The sequence below is a fragment of the Streptococcus sp. CCUG 71758 genome, from assembly GCF_011714815.1.
GTDB classification, from domain to species: domain Bacteria; phylum Bacillota; class Bacilli; order Lactobacillales; family Streptococcaceae; genus Streptococcus; species Streptococcus halitosis.
Genome location: NZ_RXXO01000001.1, coordinates 214967 through 229705 on the forward strand (window position 1 = coordinate 214967; position 14739 = coordinate 229705).

Below are 14739 nucleotides of genomic sequence, written 5' to 3' on the forward strand. Positions count from 1 at the left end.
ATGCTATACTTAAGGTATGCATAGAAAAACAGTGATTGATTTTAGAGATTTGGGCGAGAGATACACCTTTACCCAGCCGATCAAAGAGTTAAAAACGAGAGATTTAGCAGAAGTCGCGGACCTACTGGCACAGGTGGAAAGCTACCAAGAACAAGGCTATTATGTGGTAGGCTACGTCAGTTACGAGGCTGCACCTGCATTTGAGGAGAAATTAGCAGTTCATAAAGCTCCTTTACTGGGCGAGTACTTGCTTTACTTTACAGTTCATGATAGGGTAGAAACATCGCCTATTCCTCTGACTTATGATGATATTGATTTGCCTTCAAATTGGCAGGAAGTAACGTCTGAAGCAGACTATGAAAAGGCTATTGCCCAGATTCACCATCATTTGCGTCAGGGGGACACCTACCAGGTCAACTACACCGTCCAACTCAAGCAAGACTTAAGTGCCAATCCTTTTGCCATCTACAATCGTATGGTGGTAGAGCAGGAGGCGGGCTACAATGCTTATATTGAACATGACGAGATGGCAGTGATTTCCATGAGTCCAGAGCTCTTTTTTGAGCAAAATGACCGTGAGTTGACAACGCGACCAATGAAGGGAACAACCCAGCGTGGAGTGACTGACCAAGAAGATCTTGCCCAAGCTAGCTGGCTAGAACAGGATCCTAAAAATCGCTCTGAAAACATGATGATTGTGGACCTCTTGCGCAACGATATGAACCGTATTTCTGAAGTGGGCAGTGAGCATGTAGAACGTCTGTGCCAAGTGGAGCAGTATTCAACTGTTTGGCAGATGACGTCGACCATCGAGAGTCAGTTACGATTGGATGTGGACTTGGTTGCCATTTTTCGCTCTCTCTTTCCTTGTGGATCCATAACGGGAGCTCCGAAAATTGCTACCATGAAAATCATCAAGGACTTGGAGCCTCAACCTAGAGGGGTTTACTGTGGAACTATTGGTCTCTTGCTTCCAAATGGGCGACGGATTTTTAATGTCGCCATTCGGACTATCCAACTGCATCAAGGGAAAGCCATCTATGGAGTGGGTGGTGGCATTACTTGGGATAGTACTTGGGAATCTGAATACCGAGAGGTTCATCAAAAGGCGGCTGTTCTCTATCGTAAACAAGCTCGTTTCAAATTGATTACAACTGGGAGAATCAGCCAAAAACAACTGTTGTTTGAAGATCAACATCTGGAAAGGCTGACAAAGGCGAGTCGTTATTTTTCCTATCCTTTTGATCCAGAAGAACTGAGACAAAAGATAGAGGAAGAGTGCCAAGCTTGTGATTCCCACCAAGACTACCGTTTGCGAATTAGTCTCAGCAAATCTGGAGAGATGGAACTCAGTCGGCAAGTATTAACACCTCTTAGTCCGACCTTCTGCAAAGCTAAACTCTGCCTGCAAGAAGCAGATTTGAATCAGGCGTTTACCTACTTTAAAACAACTCATAGACCACACTTAAGTCTAGGTAAACAGGAAATCATTTACCATAATGCAGCAGGGGAGCTTTTGGAAACGTCTATCGGGAATTTGGTTCTGAAAATTGACGGGAAGCTCTACACACCGCCTATCAATCTTGGCATCTTGTCAGGAATCTATCGTCAGCATTTGCTAGGAAAAGGACAGGTAGAAGAGAAAATTCTGACTTTGGCAGACTTGAACCAAGCAGAAGCTGTCTATGGCTGTAATGCAGTCAGAGGCTTGTATGAGTTGGAAGTGAATTCTAAATAAACTTCATAAACTAAAAAACATAATGGATATGTTGAATTGTTTGAATTGTTGGATTAAGTTTGATAAAATAAGAGGAAAACGATATCATTTTATGGGAGGAAATGATGAAAAAAACAGTTCTTTTTAAAGCTGGTCTAGCTAGCTTTTCTGCGTTGATGATGCTCGCTCAACCGACTTTTGCTAATGATACAATTCACTTTTCAAATTGTACAGAAGCGTGGGAAAATGGCTATTCTGATATCCATAGAGGAGAGCCTGGATATTCTTCAAGACTAGACAAAGATGGTGATGGAGTTGCCTGTGAACGCTCAAAAGCTCCTCGAGGTGTTTTTAAACCACGCCAATCTAGTCTACAGAATAGAGTTTCTTCTAGTGGATGGGTTAAGCAGGATGGATATTGGTATTATTATTCTGACAATGGTAATCCAGTAACAAATTCTTGGAAAGGAGACTACTATCTCAAATCAGATGGGACAATGGCTCAGAGTGAGTGGATATATGACTCATATTACAAAGGATGGTATTATCTCAAATCGGATGGTTCGTATGCACGAAACACATGGATAGGAAGTTATTATCTAAAACTAAACGGAAAGATGGCTCAAAGTGAATGGATTTATGATTCATCATACCAAGCTTGGTATTATTTGAAATCAGATGGATCCTATGCCCAAAATGCTTGGCAAGGCGCTTTTTATCTCAAAGCAAACGGTAAAATGGCACAAGGTGAGTGGATTTATGACTTTTCTTATCAATCCTGGTACTACTTGAAATCAGATGGTTCATACGCTCGTAATACTTGGCAAGGAAATTACTATTTGAAATCAGATGGTAAAATGGCAAAGAATGAGCGAGTTGATGGTGGCAGATACTACGTAGATGGTTCTGGCCTTTGGAAACCATAACTCAGAATAATTTCTAGGAAGTTAATGCAAACCTTTGCACAAAACAGACGATTCTGTTATACTATATCTGTAAGCATTTTCAATTAAAAAGGAGAAGACGATGAGTCAAAAGATTATTGGGATTGACCTTGGTGGAACATCTATCAAGTTCGCAATTTTAACTCAAGAGGGAGAAATCCAAGAAAAATGGTCTATCAAGACCAATATTTTAGACGAAGGAAGCCATATTGTAGATGATATGATTGAGTCTATTCAGCATCGTTTGGACTTGCTTGGATTGTCAGCTACGGATTTCCGAGGGATTGGAATGGGATCACCTGGTGTGGTTGACCGTGAAAAAGGGACTGTTATCGGTGCCTACAACCTAAACTGGAAAACCCTTCAACCAATTAAAGAAAAAATTGAAAAAGCCTTGGGGATTCCATTCTTCATCGATAATGACGCTAACGTAGCTGCTCTTGGTGAGCGCTGGATGGGTGCTGGTGACAACCAACCAGACGTTGTCTTTATGACACTTGGTACAGGTGTTGGTGGCGGTATCGTGGCAGAAGGCAAATTGCTTCACGGTGTTGCTGGTGCTGCTGGTGAGCTTGGTCACATCACTGTTGACTTTGACCAACCAATCGCATGTACCTGTGGTAAAAAAGGCTGTCTTGAGACAGTTGCTTCAGCAACAGGGATTGTCAACTTGACTCGTCGTTATGCAGATGAATACGAAGGCGATGCAGCTTTGAAACGCTTGATCGACGACGGTGAAGAAGTAACTGCTAAAACTGTTTTTGATTTGGCAAAAGAAGGAGACGACCTTGCCTTGATTGTTTACCGTAACTTCTCACGTTACTTGGGTATTGCGTGTGCTAATATTGGTTCAATCCTAAACCCATCAACAATCGTTATCGGTGGTGGAGTATCAGCTGCGGGAGAATTCCTTCTCCAAGGCGTGCAAAAGGTTTACGACGAAAATACCTTCCCACAAGTACGCACATCCACTAAATTGGCTCTTGCAACTCTAGGAAATGACGCTGGAGTTATCGGAGCAGCATCACTTGTATTGCAATAAGATAGATTGATAATAGAGCTTGGTTATCCATCAAGCTCTTTTTTGAAAGTCGAATAAAACGAAATAGGTTTTAATTTTGTGAAGGAATCGCTAGATGAACACATCAAAACAACCCATGCTTGAATTAGCGTTGTCTATCGCGACGGAAGCTCATAGAGGGCAATTTGATAAGGCAGGGATAGATTATATAGAACATCCAATTTTTGTTGCGAGCCAAGTTGATTCTGAAGAAGAGAAAGCAGTGGCTCTGCTACATGATGTTATTGAGGATAGTCCTTTTACAGCTGAAGAACTATTACTAGCTGGTTTACCAGAAACAGTAGTTGCTACCGTTCAGATTTTGTCAAAGAAAAAGGGGCAAGACTATCAAACATATCTAGAAAATGTGAAATCTAATCCCCTAGCACGCGTTGTCAAATTAGCAGATTTGAAGCATAATTCAGATTTATCTAGACTGAGTTCTATCACTGACAAGGATTTGGAACGATTAGAAAAATATAAAAAGGCCATCGATTATCTGAGTATGTAGAAAAGATTTTTTTATGCTATACTAGTTAGGACAATAAATGAGGTGAGAGTAAATGACAAAAGCAGATACAATTTTTAAAGAGAATATTGAACGAATCCTCAAAGATGGTGTCTTTTCTGAGCAGGCTCGTCCCAAGTACAAGGATGGGACAGTTGCCAATTCCAAGTACGTAACGGGTGCCTTTGCGGAGTATGACTTGGCCAAGGGGGAATTCCCCATTACAACCTTGCGTCCCATTGCGATTAAATCAGCTATCAAGGAAGTACTTTGGATCTACCAGGATCAGTCGAATAGCCTAGAAGTGCTGAATAACAAGTACAATGTCCACTACTGGAATGACTGGGAAGTGGGAGATACGGGAACCATTGGTGAGCGCTATGGGGCAGTCGTTAAGAAACACGACATCATTAATAAGATTCTCAAGCAGCTGGAAGCCAATCCTTGGAATCGTCGCAATATCATCTCTCTCTGGGATTACCAAGCTTTTGAGGAGACAGATGGTCTTCTTCCATGCGCCTTTCAGACCATGTTTGATGTCCGTCGCGTTGATGGGGAAATCTATCTAGATGCGACCTTGACTCAGCGTTCTAATGACATGCTAGTGGCCCACCACATTAACGCTATGCAGTACGTAGCTTTGCAGATGATGATTGCCAAGCATTTCGGCTGGAAGGTTGGGAAGTTCTTTTACTTTATCAACAACCTTCATATCTATGATAATCAGTTTGAACAAGCAGAGGAATTGCTCCGCCGTGAGCCGTCAAACTGCCAACCTCGTTTGGTCTTGAATGTGCCAGATAAGACTAATTTCTTTGATATCAAAGCCGAAGACTTTGAGTTGGTCGACTACGATCCAGTCAAGCCGCAACTGAAGTTTGATTTGGCTATTTAAAAAATAAAAAGAAGTTGAGATTTCTCAACTTCTTTTGTATATTAATGTGATACGCGACGGCGAGCTGCTTTTTTACGGTTTTCTTCGATGAAAGCTGCTTTTTGCTCTTCTGGCTCAATCACTTTCTTTTTAATTGCGTATACTGCACCTGCAACGGCAGCGACAGTTCCTGCGACACCTGTTACAAGACCTTTAGCGAATCCTTTAGCCATGAGTCTTCCTCCTTTATCTTCCTGATCAGACAGACTCCTCAAGAGGTAGCATTTTTCTGACTGACCTTTTTATGATATAATAATAGTAACGAAAAAATGGGAATTTTTCAAGGAAAAAAGATGAAAACAAAAATAATTGTGATTGTTGGACCGACTGCTGTTGGTAAGACAGCCCTTGCTATTGAAGTAGCCAAGCGCTTTGGTGGAGAGGTGGTCAGCGGTGACAGTCAGCAAGTATACAGAGGGTTGGATATTGGGACGGCCAAGGCCAGCCCAGAGGAGCAAGCATCTGTTCCTCATCATTTGATTGATGTCAGAGAGGTGACCGAGTCTTACTCGGCTTTTGATTTTGTTTCAGAAGCTAAGAAGGCTATTGAGGATATTCATAACCGTGGTAAGCTAGCGATTATCGCGGGTGGTACAGGGCTTTATATCCAGAGCTTGCTTGAAGGCTATCATCTAGGTGGGGAAACACCTCATGAGGATATTTTAGCCTATCGAGCTAGTTTGGATGCTTTTACAAATGATGAATTAGCCCATCTTGTGGAGCAAGTAGGTCTTGAAATTCCCCAGTTTAACCGTCGTCGTGCCATGCGCGCCTTGGAGATTGCCCATTTTGGTCAGGATTTGGAAAATCAAGAGACTTTGTATGAACCTCTGATTATCTGCTTAGATGATGAGCGTAGTCAGCTTTATGAACGTATCAACAACCGAGTGGATCTGATGTTTGAGGCTGGGCTTTTGGATGAGGCCAAGTGGCTTTTTGACCATTACCCTGATGCGCAGGCAGCCAAAGGAATTGGCTACAAGGAACTATTTCCATATTTCCGTGGGGAGCAGACTTTAGAGGAAGCTAGTGAGAGTCTCAAACAGGCTACCCGTCGTTTTGCCAAGCGTCAGTTGACCTGGTTCCGTAATCGCATGCAGGTGACCTTTTATCAGATAGGAGAGTCTGGCGTGAAGGAGCGTATTCTAAGCCAGATTGAGGAGTTTTTAAATGATTGAAACGGAGAAAAAAGAAGAACGGGTCCTGCTAATTGGTGTTGAACTGCAGGGCATGGATAATTTTGACCTGTCCATGGAAGAGTTGGCCAGTCTGGCTAAGACAGCTGGGGCAGTCGTAGTCGATAGCTACAGACAAAAACGTGAAAAATATGATTCCAAGACCTTTGTTGGCTCTGGTAAGTTGGAAGAGATTGCACTGATGGTAGATGCGGAAGAAATTAGCACTGTCATCGTCAATAATCGTCTGACACCACGGCAAAATGTCAATCTAGAGGAAGTTCTGGGTGTCAAGGTGATTGACCGTATGCAGTTGATTTTGGATATCTTTGCTATGCGGGCTCGAAGCCATGAAGGGAAACTCCAAGTCCACCTGGCCCAGCTCAAGTACCTCTTGCCTCGCTTGGTTGGTCAGGGGATTATGCTCAGCCGTCAGGCAGGGGGAATTGGTTCCCGTGGACCTGGTGAAAGCCAGCTGGAGTTGAACCGTCGTAGTGTTCGTAATCAAATCACAGATATCGAGCGCCAGCTCAAGGTGGTTGAGAAAAATCGAGCGACAGTTAGAGAAAAACGTCTGGAGTCGAGTACCTTTAAGATTGGTTTGATTGGTTACACCAATGCTGGGAAATCAACCATCATGAATACCTTGACCAGTAAGACCCAGTACGAAGCAGACGAGCTATTTGCGACTCTGGATGCGACGACTAAGAGTATCCATCTGGGGGGCAATCTTCAGGTTACCTTGACTGATACTGTTGGCTTTATCCAAGATTTGCCGACTGAATTGGTTTCCAGTTTCAAGTCAACCTTAGAGGAAAGCAAGCATGTAGACCTTCTAGTTCATGTCATTGATGCTAGCAATCCTTATCACGAGGAGCATGAAAAAACGGTTCTGTCTATCATGAAAGACTTGGATATGGAGGATATTCCTCGACTGACTCTTTACAATAAAGCGGATTTGGTGGAGGATTTCACGCCTACTCAAACGCCTTATGCCCTCATTTCTGCCAAGTCTGAGGATAGTCGTGAGAACTTGCAAGCATTGTTTTTGGAGAAGATCAAGGAGATTTTTGAAGTCTTTACCCTGCGCGTGCCTTTTTCTAAGTCTTACAAGATACATGATCTAGAAAGTGTGGCGATTCTTGAAGAACGTGACTACCAAGATGATGGAGAAGTGATTACAGGCTACATTTCCGAGAAAAATAAATGGAGGTTAGAGGAATTTTATGACTGATATTAAAACGTTGGCTCTAAAGTATGGAGGTTATACAAGTCTGGATAAGGTCTATCTAGATCAACTTCTAGCTGGCAAAACAGAGCAAGAGCAGTTGGCTCTCATCACACCTCCTCCGAGTGTCGTCAATGCCTACTTTGCTGAACTCTACCAGAAAAAGAGTCCTGAAGCTGCGACGGATTATTTTGCAGAAGTCAGTCAGGAACTGAACCTCTACAATGCTGAGCCAAGTTTCACCTTTGAAAATAAGCCTTTTATTCGTCTTAATTTATCTGGCAAATCTTTTGGATTTTGCTATGAGAGTGAGGGCCTGGGGCGGATTTTCTCTGAAAATGAAGAGAAAATCTCGGATGACTTACTTTTTGAGATTGCGCAAATTTTCCCCCATCAACTCGTCTTTGAAGAGTCTGGAAAGATTTACATGAAGGATGCCGGAGATGAAGAAGTTGTTAGCGTGAAAAGTCTCACAGCTTTGACAGATTTGGAAAGCTTGGCTGATGGTCGCAAACGTCTCAAAGGTTATAGCCAAGAGGATTTATTACAAGAAGCTGTTACTTTTTCTGGCAAGCGCTATTTCCGATCGGAAAATCGCACAGCTATGTTATATATTGATTAATTAGAAAGTATCAAATGGATATTCAATTTTTAGGAACGGGGGCTGGTCAGCCCTCTAAAGCCCGCAATGTTTCAAGTCTCGCCCTGAGACTCTTGGACGAGATTAACGAAGTCTGGCTTTTTGACTGTGGAGAAGGAACGCAAAATCGCATTCTGGAAACCACGATTCGACCACGTAAGGTCAGCAAAATATTTATCACTCACTTGCATGGAGACCATATCTTTGGATTGCCAGGATTTCTCTCTAGCCGTGCTTTTCAGGCTAATGAAGAGCAAACAGATTTGGAAATCTATGGTCCCCAAGGCATTAAGTCTTTTGTCTTAACTAGTCTACGTGTGTCAGGTTCTCGCCTGCCTTACCGTATTCATTTTCATGAGTTTGACCAAGATTCTCTAGGGAAAATCCTTGAGACCGATAAATTCACGGTGTATGCAGAGGAGCTGGACCACACTATTTTCTGTGTTGGCTATCGTGTCATGCAAAAGGACTTAGAAGGAACTTTGGATGCTGAAAAACTTAAGGTAGCTGGTGTTCCGTTCGGCCCGCTTTTTGGAAAAATCAAAAACGGTCAGGATGTTGTCCTAGAAGACGGCACTAAAATCAAGGCGGCAGACTATATCTCAGCACCACGACCTGGTAAGATTATTACTATTCTGGGTGACACCCGAAAAACCAATGCCAGTGTGCGTCTAGCTGTCAACGCCGATGTCCTTGTCCATGAATCGACTTATGGCAAGGGTGATGAGAAGATTGCCCGCAATCATGGTCACTCAACCAATATGCAGGCAGCGCAAGTAGCAGTAGAAGCAGGTGCCAAACGCCTCTTGCTCAATCATATCAGTGCCCGTTTCCTCTCAAAAGATATCAGCAAGCTCAAGAAAGATGCGGCAACTGTTTTTGAAAATGTCCATGTCGTCAAAGACTTGGAAGAAGTGGAAATCTAACAGATTGAGAAAGGATAAATATGTCTACGATTCTCATTACCGGAGCTAGCGGTGGCTTAGCCCAAGAAATGGTCAAACTCTTGCCAGATGACCAACTCATCTTACTAGGTAGAAACAAGGAAAAACTAGCTCAGTTATACGGAAATCATCCTCAGGCAGAATTGATTGAAATTGATATTACCGACATTCAAGCCATAGAAGAACTAGTTGCTGATCTCTATCTCCGTTATGGCAAGATTGATGTCTTGATTAACAATGCTGGATATGGAATTTTTGAAGATTTCGACCAGATTTCTAATCAAAACATTCACCAGATGTTTGAGGTCAATACCTTTGCCCTGATGAACCTATCACGTTTGATTGCTTCTCGTATGAAAGAAAGCCGAAAAGGCCATATCATCAATATCGTCAGTATGGCAGGTTTGATAGCGACTAGCAAGTCTAGCCTTTACTCAGCAACCAAGTTTGCGGCTATTGGATTTTCAAATGCTTTGCGCCTTGAACTCATGCCCTATGGTGTCTATGTGACAACGGTTAATCCAGGCCCAATCCGTACAGGATTTTTTGACCAAGCAGACCCAGATGGGACCTATCTCAAGTCGGTTGACCGTTTCCTACTCGAACCAGATGATGTAGCGAAAAAGATTATCAAGACCATAGGAAAAAACAAACGGGAACTCAATCTCCCAATCTTGCTCAATCTAGCCCATAAGTTTTATACCCTCTTTCCCAAGTTAGCAGATAAGTTGGCTGGAGAAACCTTTAATTATAAGTGAGAAAGCTGTTCCCTTGAGGAATGGCTTTTTGCTTTAATAAGGAGGAGTTGTTGATCAAAAATAATCCCTGAAAATACTGGTAGTTTATCTCTATTTGATAGTTTTGGAGTATAATTGAGATAAGAAAGTTCATTAGATAAATGAAGTCCCAAACCAGCTAGCTTACCCTAGATAATGCCCTATGTATAGCCGGAGGTTGACAATGGAATTATTGACAATTGACCAAATAATTTCCATTATTGAGGAAGCAATACAAGGGCTTGACCCTGAGATAAGAGAAGGAATTGTCCTGAGCCATACTGAAGTGCCTGTGTCTGAACTGGATCGTTTGAAAAAACAACTGCAAATACAAGATTTGGATCCGATTTTTAGGAAGTATATTTTGGCCTATAACTGGGGGCAGGTCGGTTTTTTAAGTTACCAGTTTGGATATGGGGACGACACTAGTCTTACTTGGCTGATCAATCGCAATTTGGAATACCACGATTACTCGACTCTACAAGAAAGAGGCTTGATCATCATTGCAAATGGAGATCCCTACACTATTTTGCTGGATTGTCAATCTGGGGCGGTCTATGCTCTTGATGCAGAGATGAACTATGATGAAAAAATATGGCTGACACCAGATTTTCTAGCATTTGTTAGAGCCATGGGCACGGCTCAATCTGCAGTTTGGAAGGGTTGTGAAAGTGACTTCATCCACTTGATGACTAGAATAGGTCATGCGTCCAGTTTGATATTTTGGCAGAGTCTGGTCGGGTTTTATGATTGAAAATAGAAGGAGCAGGCCATGGAATTTATTGTAGCTGAGGAAGGGATTCCTCAAAATATCAGATGTCAGGGAGCCCTGATTGCCTATTATGGCAGTGAGATAGAATTTCATTATGAAACCGTTCCACCACACGGTGATGAGATTTTTTCTGCCAAGTTGCCTTTGTTGGGGCTTGATCTGCCCTTTTGGATCTATGGGAGAAATCTCATATTTTTAGATGCTTACTACCTCTTAGCAGAAACAGTTAAGAAAGGGACTTGGAATCCCATAACGAGTATGCTCATCAACATTCATACGGGGGAATACGCCAGCCTAGACCACTGGTACAATCATATATCTATTGAGCAAAACGGTCTTGAGTTGAAAAATGATTATGATGGACAAGTCCTGACTTTGAAAACGGTTGATAAACTTCATTGGCTTGCCCTAGATGCTGAATCAGAAGAAAGGAACTAAAAATGGCAAAGAAAAGAGTTACATTACCAAAAGAGTTTAAGGATTTAATGGATGAAGGAAATATTGAAGCCCTTAAAGCAGTCTATGACCGTTGTGAATTAACCGCTCATGATGGAAGATTTAGCTTATGTACACCTCTGCATATGGGAGGAGTCCCGGATGAATTGGTTATCTGGCTTGTCGAACAGGGCTTGGATATCAATATCCCTGATTATTATGGAGCGACTCCTTTGTACCGTCAGGCAACCATGGGAAGAGAGACTGTAAAACTCTTGCTCGAATTGGGGGCAGATATTGAAAAAAGCAATACTTATGGAAATACACCTCTGCATATGGCAGCTGAGTTTTTTCATCCTAAGACCGTTGCACTTCTCATAGAAAAGGGAGCAGATGTTAACCCTAAAAATGATAGGGGACAGACTCCACTAGACTCCGTTCTCACTGTCTGTCGGGGAATCTATATTGCCCAAACAGCTGAAATTGCCTCTATGCTGTTGGATGCAGGTGCTAAGAAAACATCTACTATGAAAGAAAAGGTCGAAAATATCGGTAAAGATTTTGAATTTCATAGAGAAGGGATCAATCCCGACTATCTAGAAGCAGCAGATCAGGGTCTAGAAAAACTTTATGCTTTGTTTGATGTCAAGCCGGTAGCCAAACGAATAACCCACGATGGAGTTTCTCCGATTCTCGTAAAAGAAGGTAGTTGGGAGGAGCAATATGAGGAACTATGGTCTTTCTTGATTCCTTCAAGTGGAGCAGCCAAAACTGTTCAGGGAGAAGTTATTCGTATACCAGGTCGAGTTCGAGATGAACTGGATCGCAATGGTGGGGTCAACTGGGACAGGGACTATAGAAAAATGCTTCAAGCTCTCCCTCAATACTTGTCTCTAGGAATCCCCCTTTCAGATCAAAAATTAGAAGAGGCTAAAGAGCTTATTGCTCAAGTTCATGGGAAAGATTTTGATGACGAGCCTCGCCTAGACCGCCTGTGTCAGCTAGCTATTGCTTGGATTAAGCAAAATCCTGAACCCCTTCTCCTAGAAAAAACAAGTTATAAGCGGTAAAAAGCATTGGAAGACAGATAAAATAAAGAAATCATGGTGAAATGATGCAACTAATTGACCAAGTTAAAAAAATAGAAACTTATATTTGTGAGTGTTTTGAAGACTGGGATTTGGATGATCCTGTAGAGGAAGGATATCTGGAAGATTATCAGGGCATTTCTGGTGCTTCTGAGGAAGAGCTTCAAGCCTTTGAGGAAATATTTGGCATTCGTCTACCTAGTGACTTCAAAGAGCTTTATAGCTATAAAAATGGGAGTAAATACCTCTCTATTTTACCTTGTGTAATTGACCAGAGAGATTTTACTTTTTCTCTCATGAGTCTACAGGAAATTGAGACTTGTAAAAAGTACTTTCAAAATAGAGATGCTCTGTTAACCGAATTTCCCGACTATTTTTCTAGTCAAGACCTAGAAAACATGCATGATAGTAGAATTAAGCCCTATCTTTTTAATAAAAAATGGCTTCCTTTTGCTCAGTATTGTGACTCTTGTTATCTTATGCTGGATTTTGATCCAGACCAGGAGGCTCAGGAAGGTCAGGTTATTTGCTACATCCATGATCCTGACCAGGTGATCTATGCGGCTGAAAGCCTTACAAATCTGATTGAAGGGATAATGGATGAGATCATATGAATGGACAAATGTACCAAATAGCCTGTATCGTGGCAGCAGCTAGGAAGGCTTTAAAAACTGATCAGGCAATCTTGTATCATCCTGACCAATATATCAATAAGATTTGCTTTCAAATTTTGCCGTCAAAAAATGGGGAAGCTACAGAACTTTCTGTATCTGATTGGTTTGAAAATCTTAAGGAAAAAGGTTTGAAGGACTTACAATTATTTTGTCCTATTTCAGTTGAAGACAGAGGTATTTTAGGCTTCTCCAATACAACACAGAGTTCAATTCTCTGTTTTGATAAAGATGGGAAGGCAAGTTATTTCCTACCAAATTGGAAATCTGCTTCCCCAGGCAGAGGCTGGGATGTTACCTACACCGAGTATGAATGGGAAAGGTCTTCTCAAGACATTCCCCACTATGAAAATAATATCGAAGAATTTAAGGACATATTGACTCGTATAGAAAATCTAGCAATTAAAATTGAATGTGACAACTTTGCCAAAGTCTTTCAATCTGCTAGAAACTTTTTGCTAGACCCAGAATCTGGTAAAGGACTGGCAGAACCTCAAATTCCACTGCAACATCTAAGCATATTTAGAGCTGCAAGCTCAGCGGATGTTTTTGGAGGAATGGGCTCCTGGAATGATGAACCTGGATGGCTGGCACAAGATAAGGGACTGGGTCAAGTATACGATGAACTTTCAGATCACTTGCTAAGAAATATTAGATCAGCCATTCTATTTGCCATCAACGAGTGGTGATGGATTAGGAGAGAGAAAATGGGGAAGTTAAAGTTAAGTCTATTGAATAAATGGGAACTAGACAAGGACTACAATAGTGTTTTCAATTCTGTCATGTTACATGATGGTAGAGCCTTTGTCTTGACCAGTGAGAAGGAAGCTTTCAATCTCTACTGTCTGCTTGAAGTATCACCTTTGGGTGTGAAGGAGATAGATGCTTGGTATTGTGACCATGTTTGGGAGGAAGAGCCTCTACTCTTTACAGATGGACAAAATATTGGCATCATCAAGGCTGGCAAGGAAATAGTCTATTATACTGGTGATTTTTCTAATCCAGAAATCATTGCCATAAAGGATCCGCAAAGTATACTTCCTAAAAAGGCACAAGAGAGATATTTTCAAATCGTATCAGATAGCGACCAGATACCCGTTTGTTTTGAAAATCAAGTTTATACAAATCAGGCAAGAAACTTTGCCCTTTTAAAATTTGATCGAGAGAAAAAGCAGGCGAAGTGGACCACTTATTCGCATATTGATAAAAAAGAGTTAAATCACCACGACACGAACTCAAGTTTTTGTCCTAAAATCGATAGTATGAAATCTTGGAAGCAAGAGCTCTATGCCTTTAGCTCTGGAGAAAGTCAAACCTCTGTCAATAAATGGGGCATGGACTATTATGCTCTTGTTAAAATATCTAATGATGGTCGTATTATCGAAAAGTTATTAGAATCTGAACATTTAAAGGCTTTAGGTAAAAAAGCTGGTGTCAATGGAATTTTTACGGATTCGCCTTATATTATCCTGAGCCCCCTACTTAAGAATGATGATTGGAAGGGCAAGCAAAAGCTATTTTCTCTGGCAACGAGAGAATTGTGCGATATAGCCTTGCCTAGAGGAATGAGTAAACACAAGATTCAAAATATAACAGACAACTTTTGTTTAACCTTCCTGTACGACAGAGGATTAAAAGAACTTGCCCTTTGTCGGATTGACTAGGCTGTGAGGCTGAGTTTGGGAGCTTTTTATAGATAGGTGCTGATATTTCTTGATTAGTCTACAGTATTTATTTTGAGCTGTATTCTTGTCAAATTTGACCAAGTATTGCAAATCGAATCTTAAAATAGTATACTAGAAATAGCAATTGTGAAAACGTTTGCATTTTTGTTGATGATGATTATT

At 41.5% G+C, this 14739-nt stretch carries 17 protein-coding genes; 16 read left to right on the top strand and 1 reads right to left on the bottom strand.

Annotated features, from left to right (window positions below):
• Positions 1-16 precede the first annotated feature (16 nt).
• The 5 genes from pabB to EKB01_RS01170 all read left to right on the top strand — a co-directional run bounded on the left by pabB (position 17) and on the right by EKB01_RS01170 (position 5124).
• Positions 17-1738, top strand: coding sequence for an aminodeoxychorismate synthase component I (pabB, locus tag EKB01_RS01150; protein ID WP_167265337.1), 1722 nt, complete (start codon positions 17-19; stop codon positions 1736-1738).
• 104 nt (positions 1739-1842) lie between these two features.
• A complete protein-coding gene (locus EKB01_RS01155) occupies positions 1843-2643 on the top strand; it encodes an excalibur calcium-binding domain-containing protein (protein ID WP_165442224.1) in 801 nt (266 codons plus the stop codon).
• 100 nt (positions 2644-2743) lie between these two features.
• Positions 2744-3703 carry an ROK family glucokinase gene (locus tag EKB01_RS01160; RefSeq protein ID WP_000078548.1) on the top strand — a complete coding sequence of 320 codons (960 nt, stop codon included), beginning with the start codon at positions 2744-2746 and terminating at the stop codon, positions 3701-3703.
• A 94-nt stretch (positions 3704-3797) separates the two neighbouring features.
• Positions 3798-4232, top strand: coding sequence for an HD domain-containing protein (locus EKB01_RS01165; protein WP_109290124.1), 435 nt, complete (start codon positions 3798-3800; stop codon positions 4230-4232).
• A 52-nt stretch (positions 4233-4284) separates the two neighbouring features.
• Positions 4285-5124 (top strand): thymidylate synthase, encoded by an 840-nt coding sequence (locus tag EKB01_RS01170; RefSeq protein WP_167265339.1) that lies wholly within the window; start codon positions 4285-4287, stop codon positions 5122-5124.
• 41 nt (positions 5125-5165) lie between these two features.
• On the opposite strand, the gene EKB01_RS01175 is transcribed toward EKB01_RS01170, so the two are convergent.
• The gene (locus EKB01_RS01175) at positions 5166-5336 is read right to left on the bottom strand and encodes a DUF3042 family protein (protein WP_001051782.1); all 171 of its coding nucleotides are present in this window, start codon (positions 5334-5336) and stop codon (positions 5166-5168) included.
• 120 nt (positions 5337-5456) lie between these two features.
• On the opposite strand from EKB01_RS01175, the gene miaA reads away from it, so the two are divergent.
• The 11 genes from miaA to EKB01_RS01230 all read left to right on the top strand — a co-directional run bounded on the left by miaA (position 5457) and on the right by EKB01_RS01230 (position 14556).
• On the top strand, positions 5457-6341 hold the full coding sequence (gene miaA, locus EKB01_RS01180) for a tRNA (adenosine(37)-N6)-dimethylallyltransferase MiaA (protein ID WP_167265342.1): 885 nt from the start codon (positions 5457-5459) through the stop codon (positions 6339-6341).
• Entirely contained in the window at positions 6334-7572 is a 1239-nt protein-coding gene (gene hflX / locus EKB01_RS01185; protein ID WP_167265344.1) for a GTPase HflX, read from the top strand. Before miaA ends, hflX begins: the two co-directional genes overlap by 8 nt.
• A complete protein-coding gene (locus EKB01_RS01190) occupies positions 7565-8188 on the top strand; it encodes a hypothetical protein (RefSeq protein ID WP_000129698.1) in 624 nt (207 codons plus the stop codon). Before hflX ends, EKB01_RS01190 begins: the two co-directional genes overlap by 8 nt.
• A 14-nt stretch (positions 8189-8202) precedes the next feature.
• Positions 8203-9132, top strand: a complete 930-nt coding sequence (rnz, locus tag EKB01_RS01195; protein ID WP_167265346.1) for a ribonuclease Z — start codon at positions 8203-8205, stop codon at positions 9130-9132.
• Between the two features lie 20 nt (positions 9133-9152).
• A complete protein-coding gene (locus tag EKB01_RS01200) occupies positions 9153-9908 on the top strand; it encodes an SDR family oxidoreductase (RefSeq protein ID WP_084939828.1) in 756 nt (251 codons plus the stop codon).
• A gap of 202 nt (positions 9909-10110) precedes the next feature.
• Positions 10111-10680, top strand: coding sequence for an SMI1/KNR4 family protein (locus tag EKB01_RS01205; RefSeq protein ID WP_084852375.1), 570 nt, complete (start codon positions 10111-10113; stop codon positions 10678-10680).
• A gap of 18 nt (positions 10681-10698) precedes the next feature.
• Positions 10699-11136: a hypothetical protein gene (locus EKB01_RS01210; protein WP_167265347.1), complete on the top strand. Its 438-nt coding sequence runs from the start codon at positions 10699-10701 to the stop codon at positions 11134-11136.
• A 2-nt stretch (positions 11137-11138) separates the two neighbouring features.
• The gene (locus EKB01_RS01215) at positions 11139-12203 is read left to right on the top strand and encodes an ankyrin repeat domain-containing protein (RefSeq protein ID WP_167265349.1); all 1065 of its coding nucleotides are present in this window, start codon (positions 11139-11141) and stop codon (positions 12201-12203) included.
• A gap of 44 nt (positions 12204-12247) precedes the next feature.
• Positions 12248-12835 carry an SMI1/KNR4 family protein gene (locus tag EKB01_RS01220; protein WP_001175979.1) on the top strand — a complete coding sequence of 196 codons (588 nt, stop codon included), beginning with the start codon at positions 12248-12250 and terminating at the stop codon, positions 12833-12835.
• Positions 12832-13581 carry a hypothetical protein gene (locus tag EKB01_RS01225; RefSeq protein ID WP_167265351.1) on the top strand — a complete coding sequence of 250 codons (750 nt, stop codon included), beginning with the start codon at positions 12832-12834 and terminating at the stop codon, positions 13579-13581. Before EKB01_RS01220 ends, EKB01_RS01225 begins: the two co-directional genes overlap by 4 nt.
• A gap of 120 nt (positions 13582-13701) precedes the next feature.
• Positions 13702-14556 carry a hypothetical protein gene (locus EKB01_RS01230; protein WP_243830643.1) on the top strand — a complete coding sequence of 285 codons (855 nt, stop codon included), beginning with the start codon at positions 13702-13704 and terminating at the stop codon, positions 14554-14556.
• Positions 14557-14739: the final 183 nt, after the last annotated feature.

Coding starts and splice junctions, on each gene's coding strand:
- pabB (WP_167265337.1), top strand. CDS start 17: ATGCATAGAAAAACAGTGATTGATTTTAGAGATTTGGGCGAGAGATAC.
- EKB01_RS01155 (WP_165442224.1), top strand. CDS start 1,843: ATGAAAAAAACAGTTCTTTTTAAAGCTGGTCTAGCTAGCTTTTCTGCG.
- EKB01_RS01160 (WP_000078548.1), top strand. CDS start 2,744: ATGAGTCAAAAGATTATTGGGATTGACCTTGGTGGAACATCTATCAAG.
- EKB01_RS01165 (WP_109290124.1), top strand. CDS start 3,798: ATGAACACATCAAAACAACCCATGCTTGAATTAGCGTTGTCTATCGCG.
- EKB01_RS01170 (WP_167265339.1), top strand. CDS start 4,285: ATGACAAAAGCAGATACAATTTTTAAAGAGAATATTGAACGAATCCTC.
- EKB01_RS01175 (WP_001051782.1), bottom strand. CDS start 5,336: ATGGCTAAAGGATTCGCTAAAGGTCTTGTAACAGGTGTCGCAGGAACT.
- miaA (WP_167265342.1), top strand. CDS start 5,457: ATGAAAACAAAAATAATTGTGATTGTTGGACCGACTGCTGTTGGTAAG.
- hflX (WP_167265344.1), top strand. CDS start 6,334: ATGATTGAAACGGAGAAAAAAGAAGAACGGGTCCTGCTAATTGGTGTT.
- EKB01_RS01190 (WP_000129698.1), top strand. CDS start 7,565: ATGACTGATATTAAAACGTTGGCTCTAAAGTATGGAGGTTATACAAGT.
- rnz (WP_167265346.1), top strand. CDS start 8,203: ATGGATATTCAATTTTTAGGAACGGGGGCTGGTCAGCCCTCTAAAGCC.
- EKB01_RS01200 (WP_084939828.1), top strand. CDS start 9,153: ATGTCTACGATTCTCATTACCGGAGCTAGCGGTGGCTTAGCCCAAGAA.
- EKB01_RS01205 (WP_084852375.1), top strand. CDS start 10,111: ATGGAATTATTGACAATTGACCAAATAATTTCCATTATTGAGGAAGCA.
- EKB01_RS01210 (WP_167265347.1), top strand. CDS start 10,699: ATGGAATTTATTGTAGCTGAGGAAGGGATTCCTCAAAATATCAGATGT.
- EKB01_RS01215 (WP_167265349.1), top strand. CDS start 11,139: ATGGCAAAGAAAAGAGTTACATTACCAAAAGAGTTTAAGGATTTAATG.
- EKB01_RS01220 (WP_001175979.1), top strand. CDS start 12,248: ATGCAACTAATTGACCAAGTTAAAAAAATAGAAACTTATATTTGTGAG.
- EKB01_RS01225 (WP_167265351.1), top strand. CDS start 12,832: ATGAATGGACAAATGTACCAAATAGCCTGTATCGTGGCAGCAGCTAGG.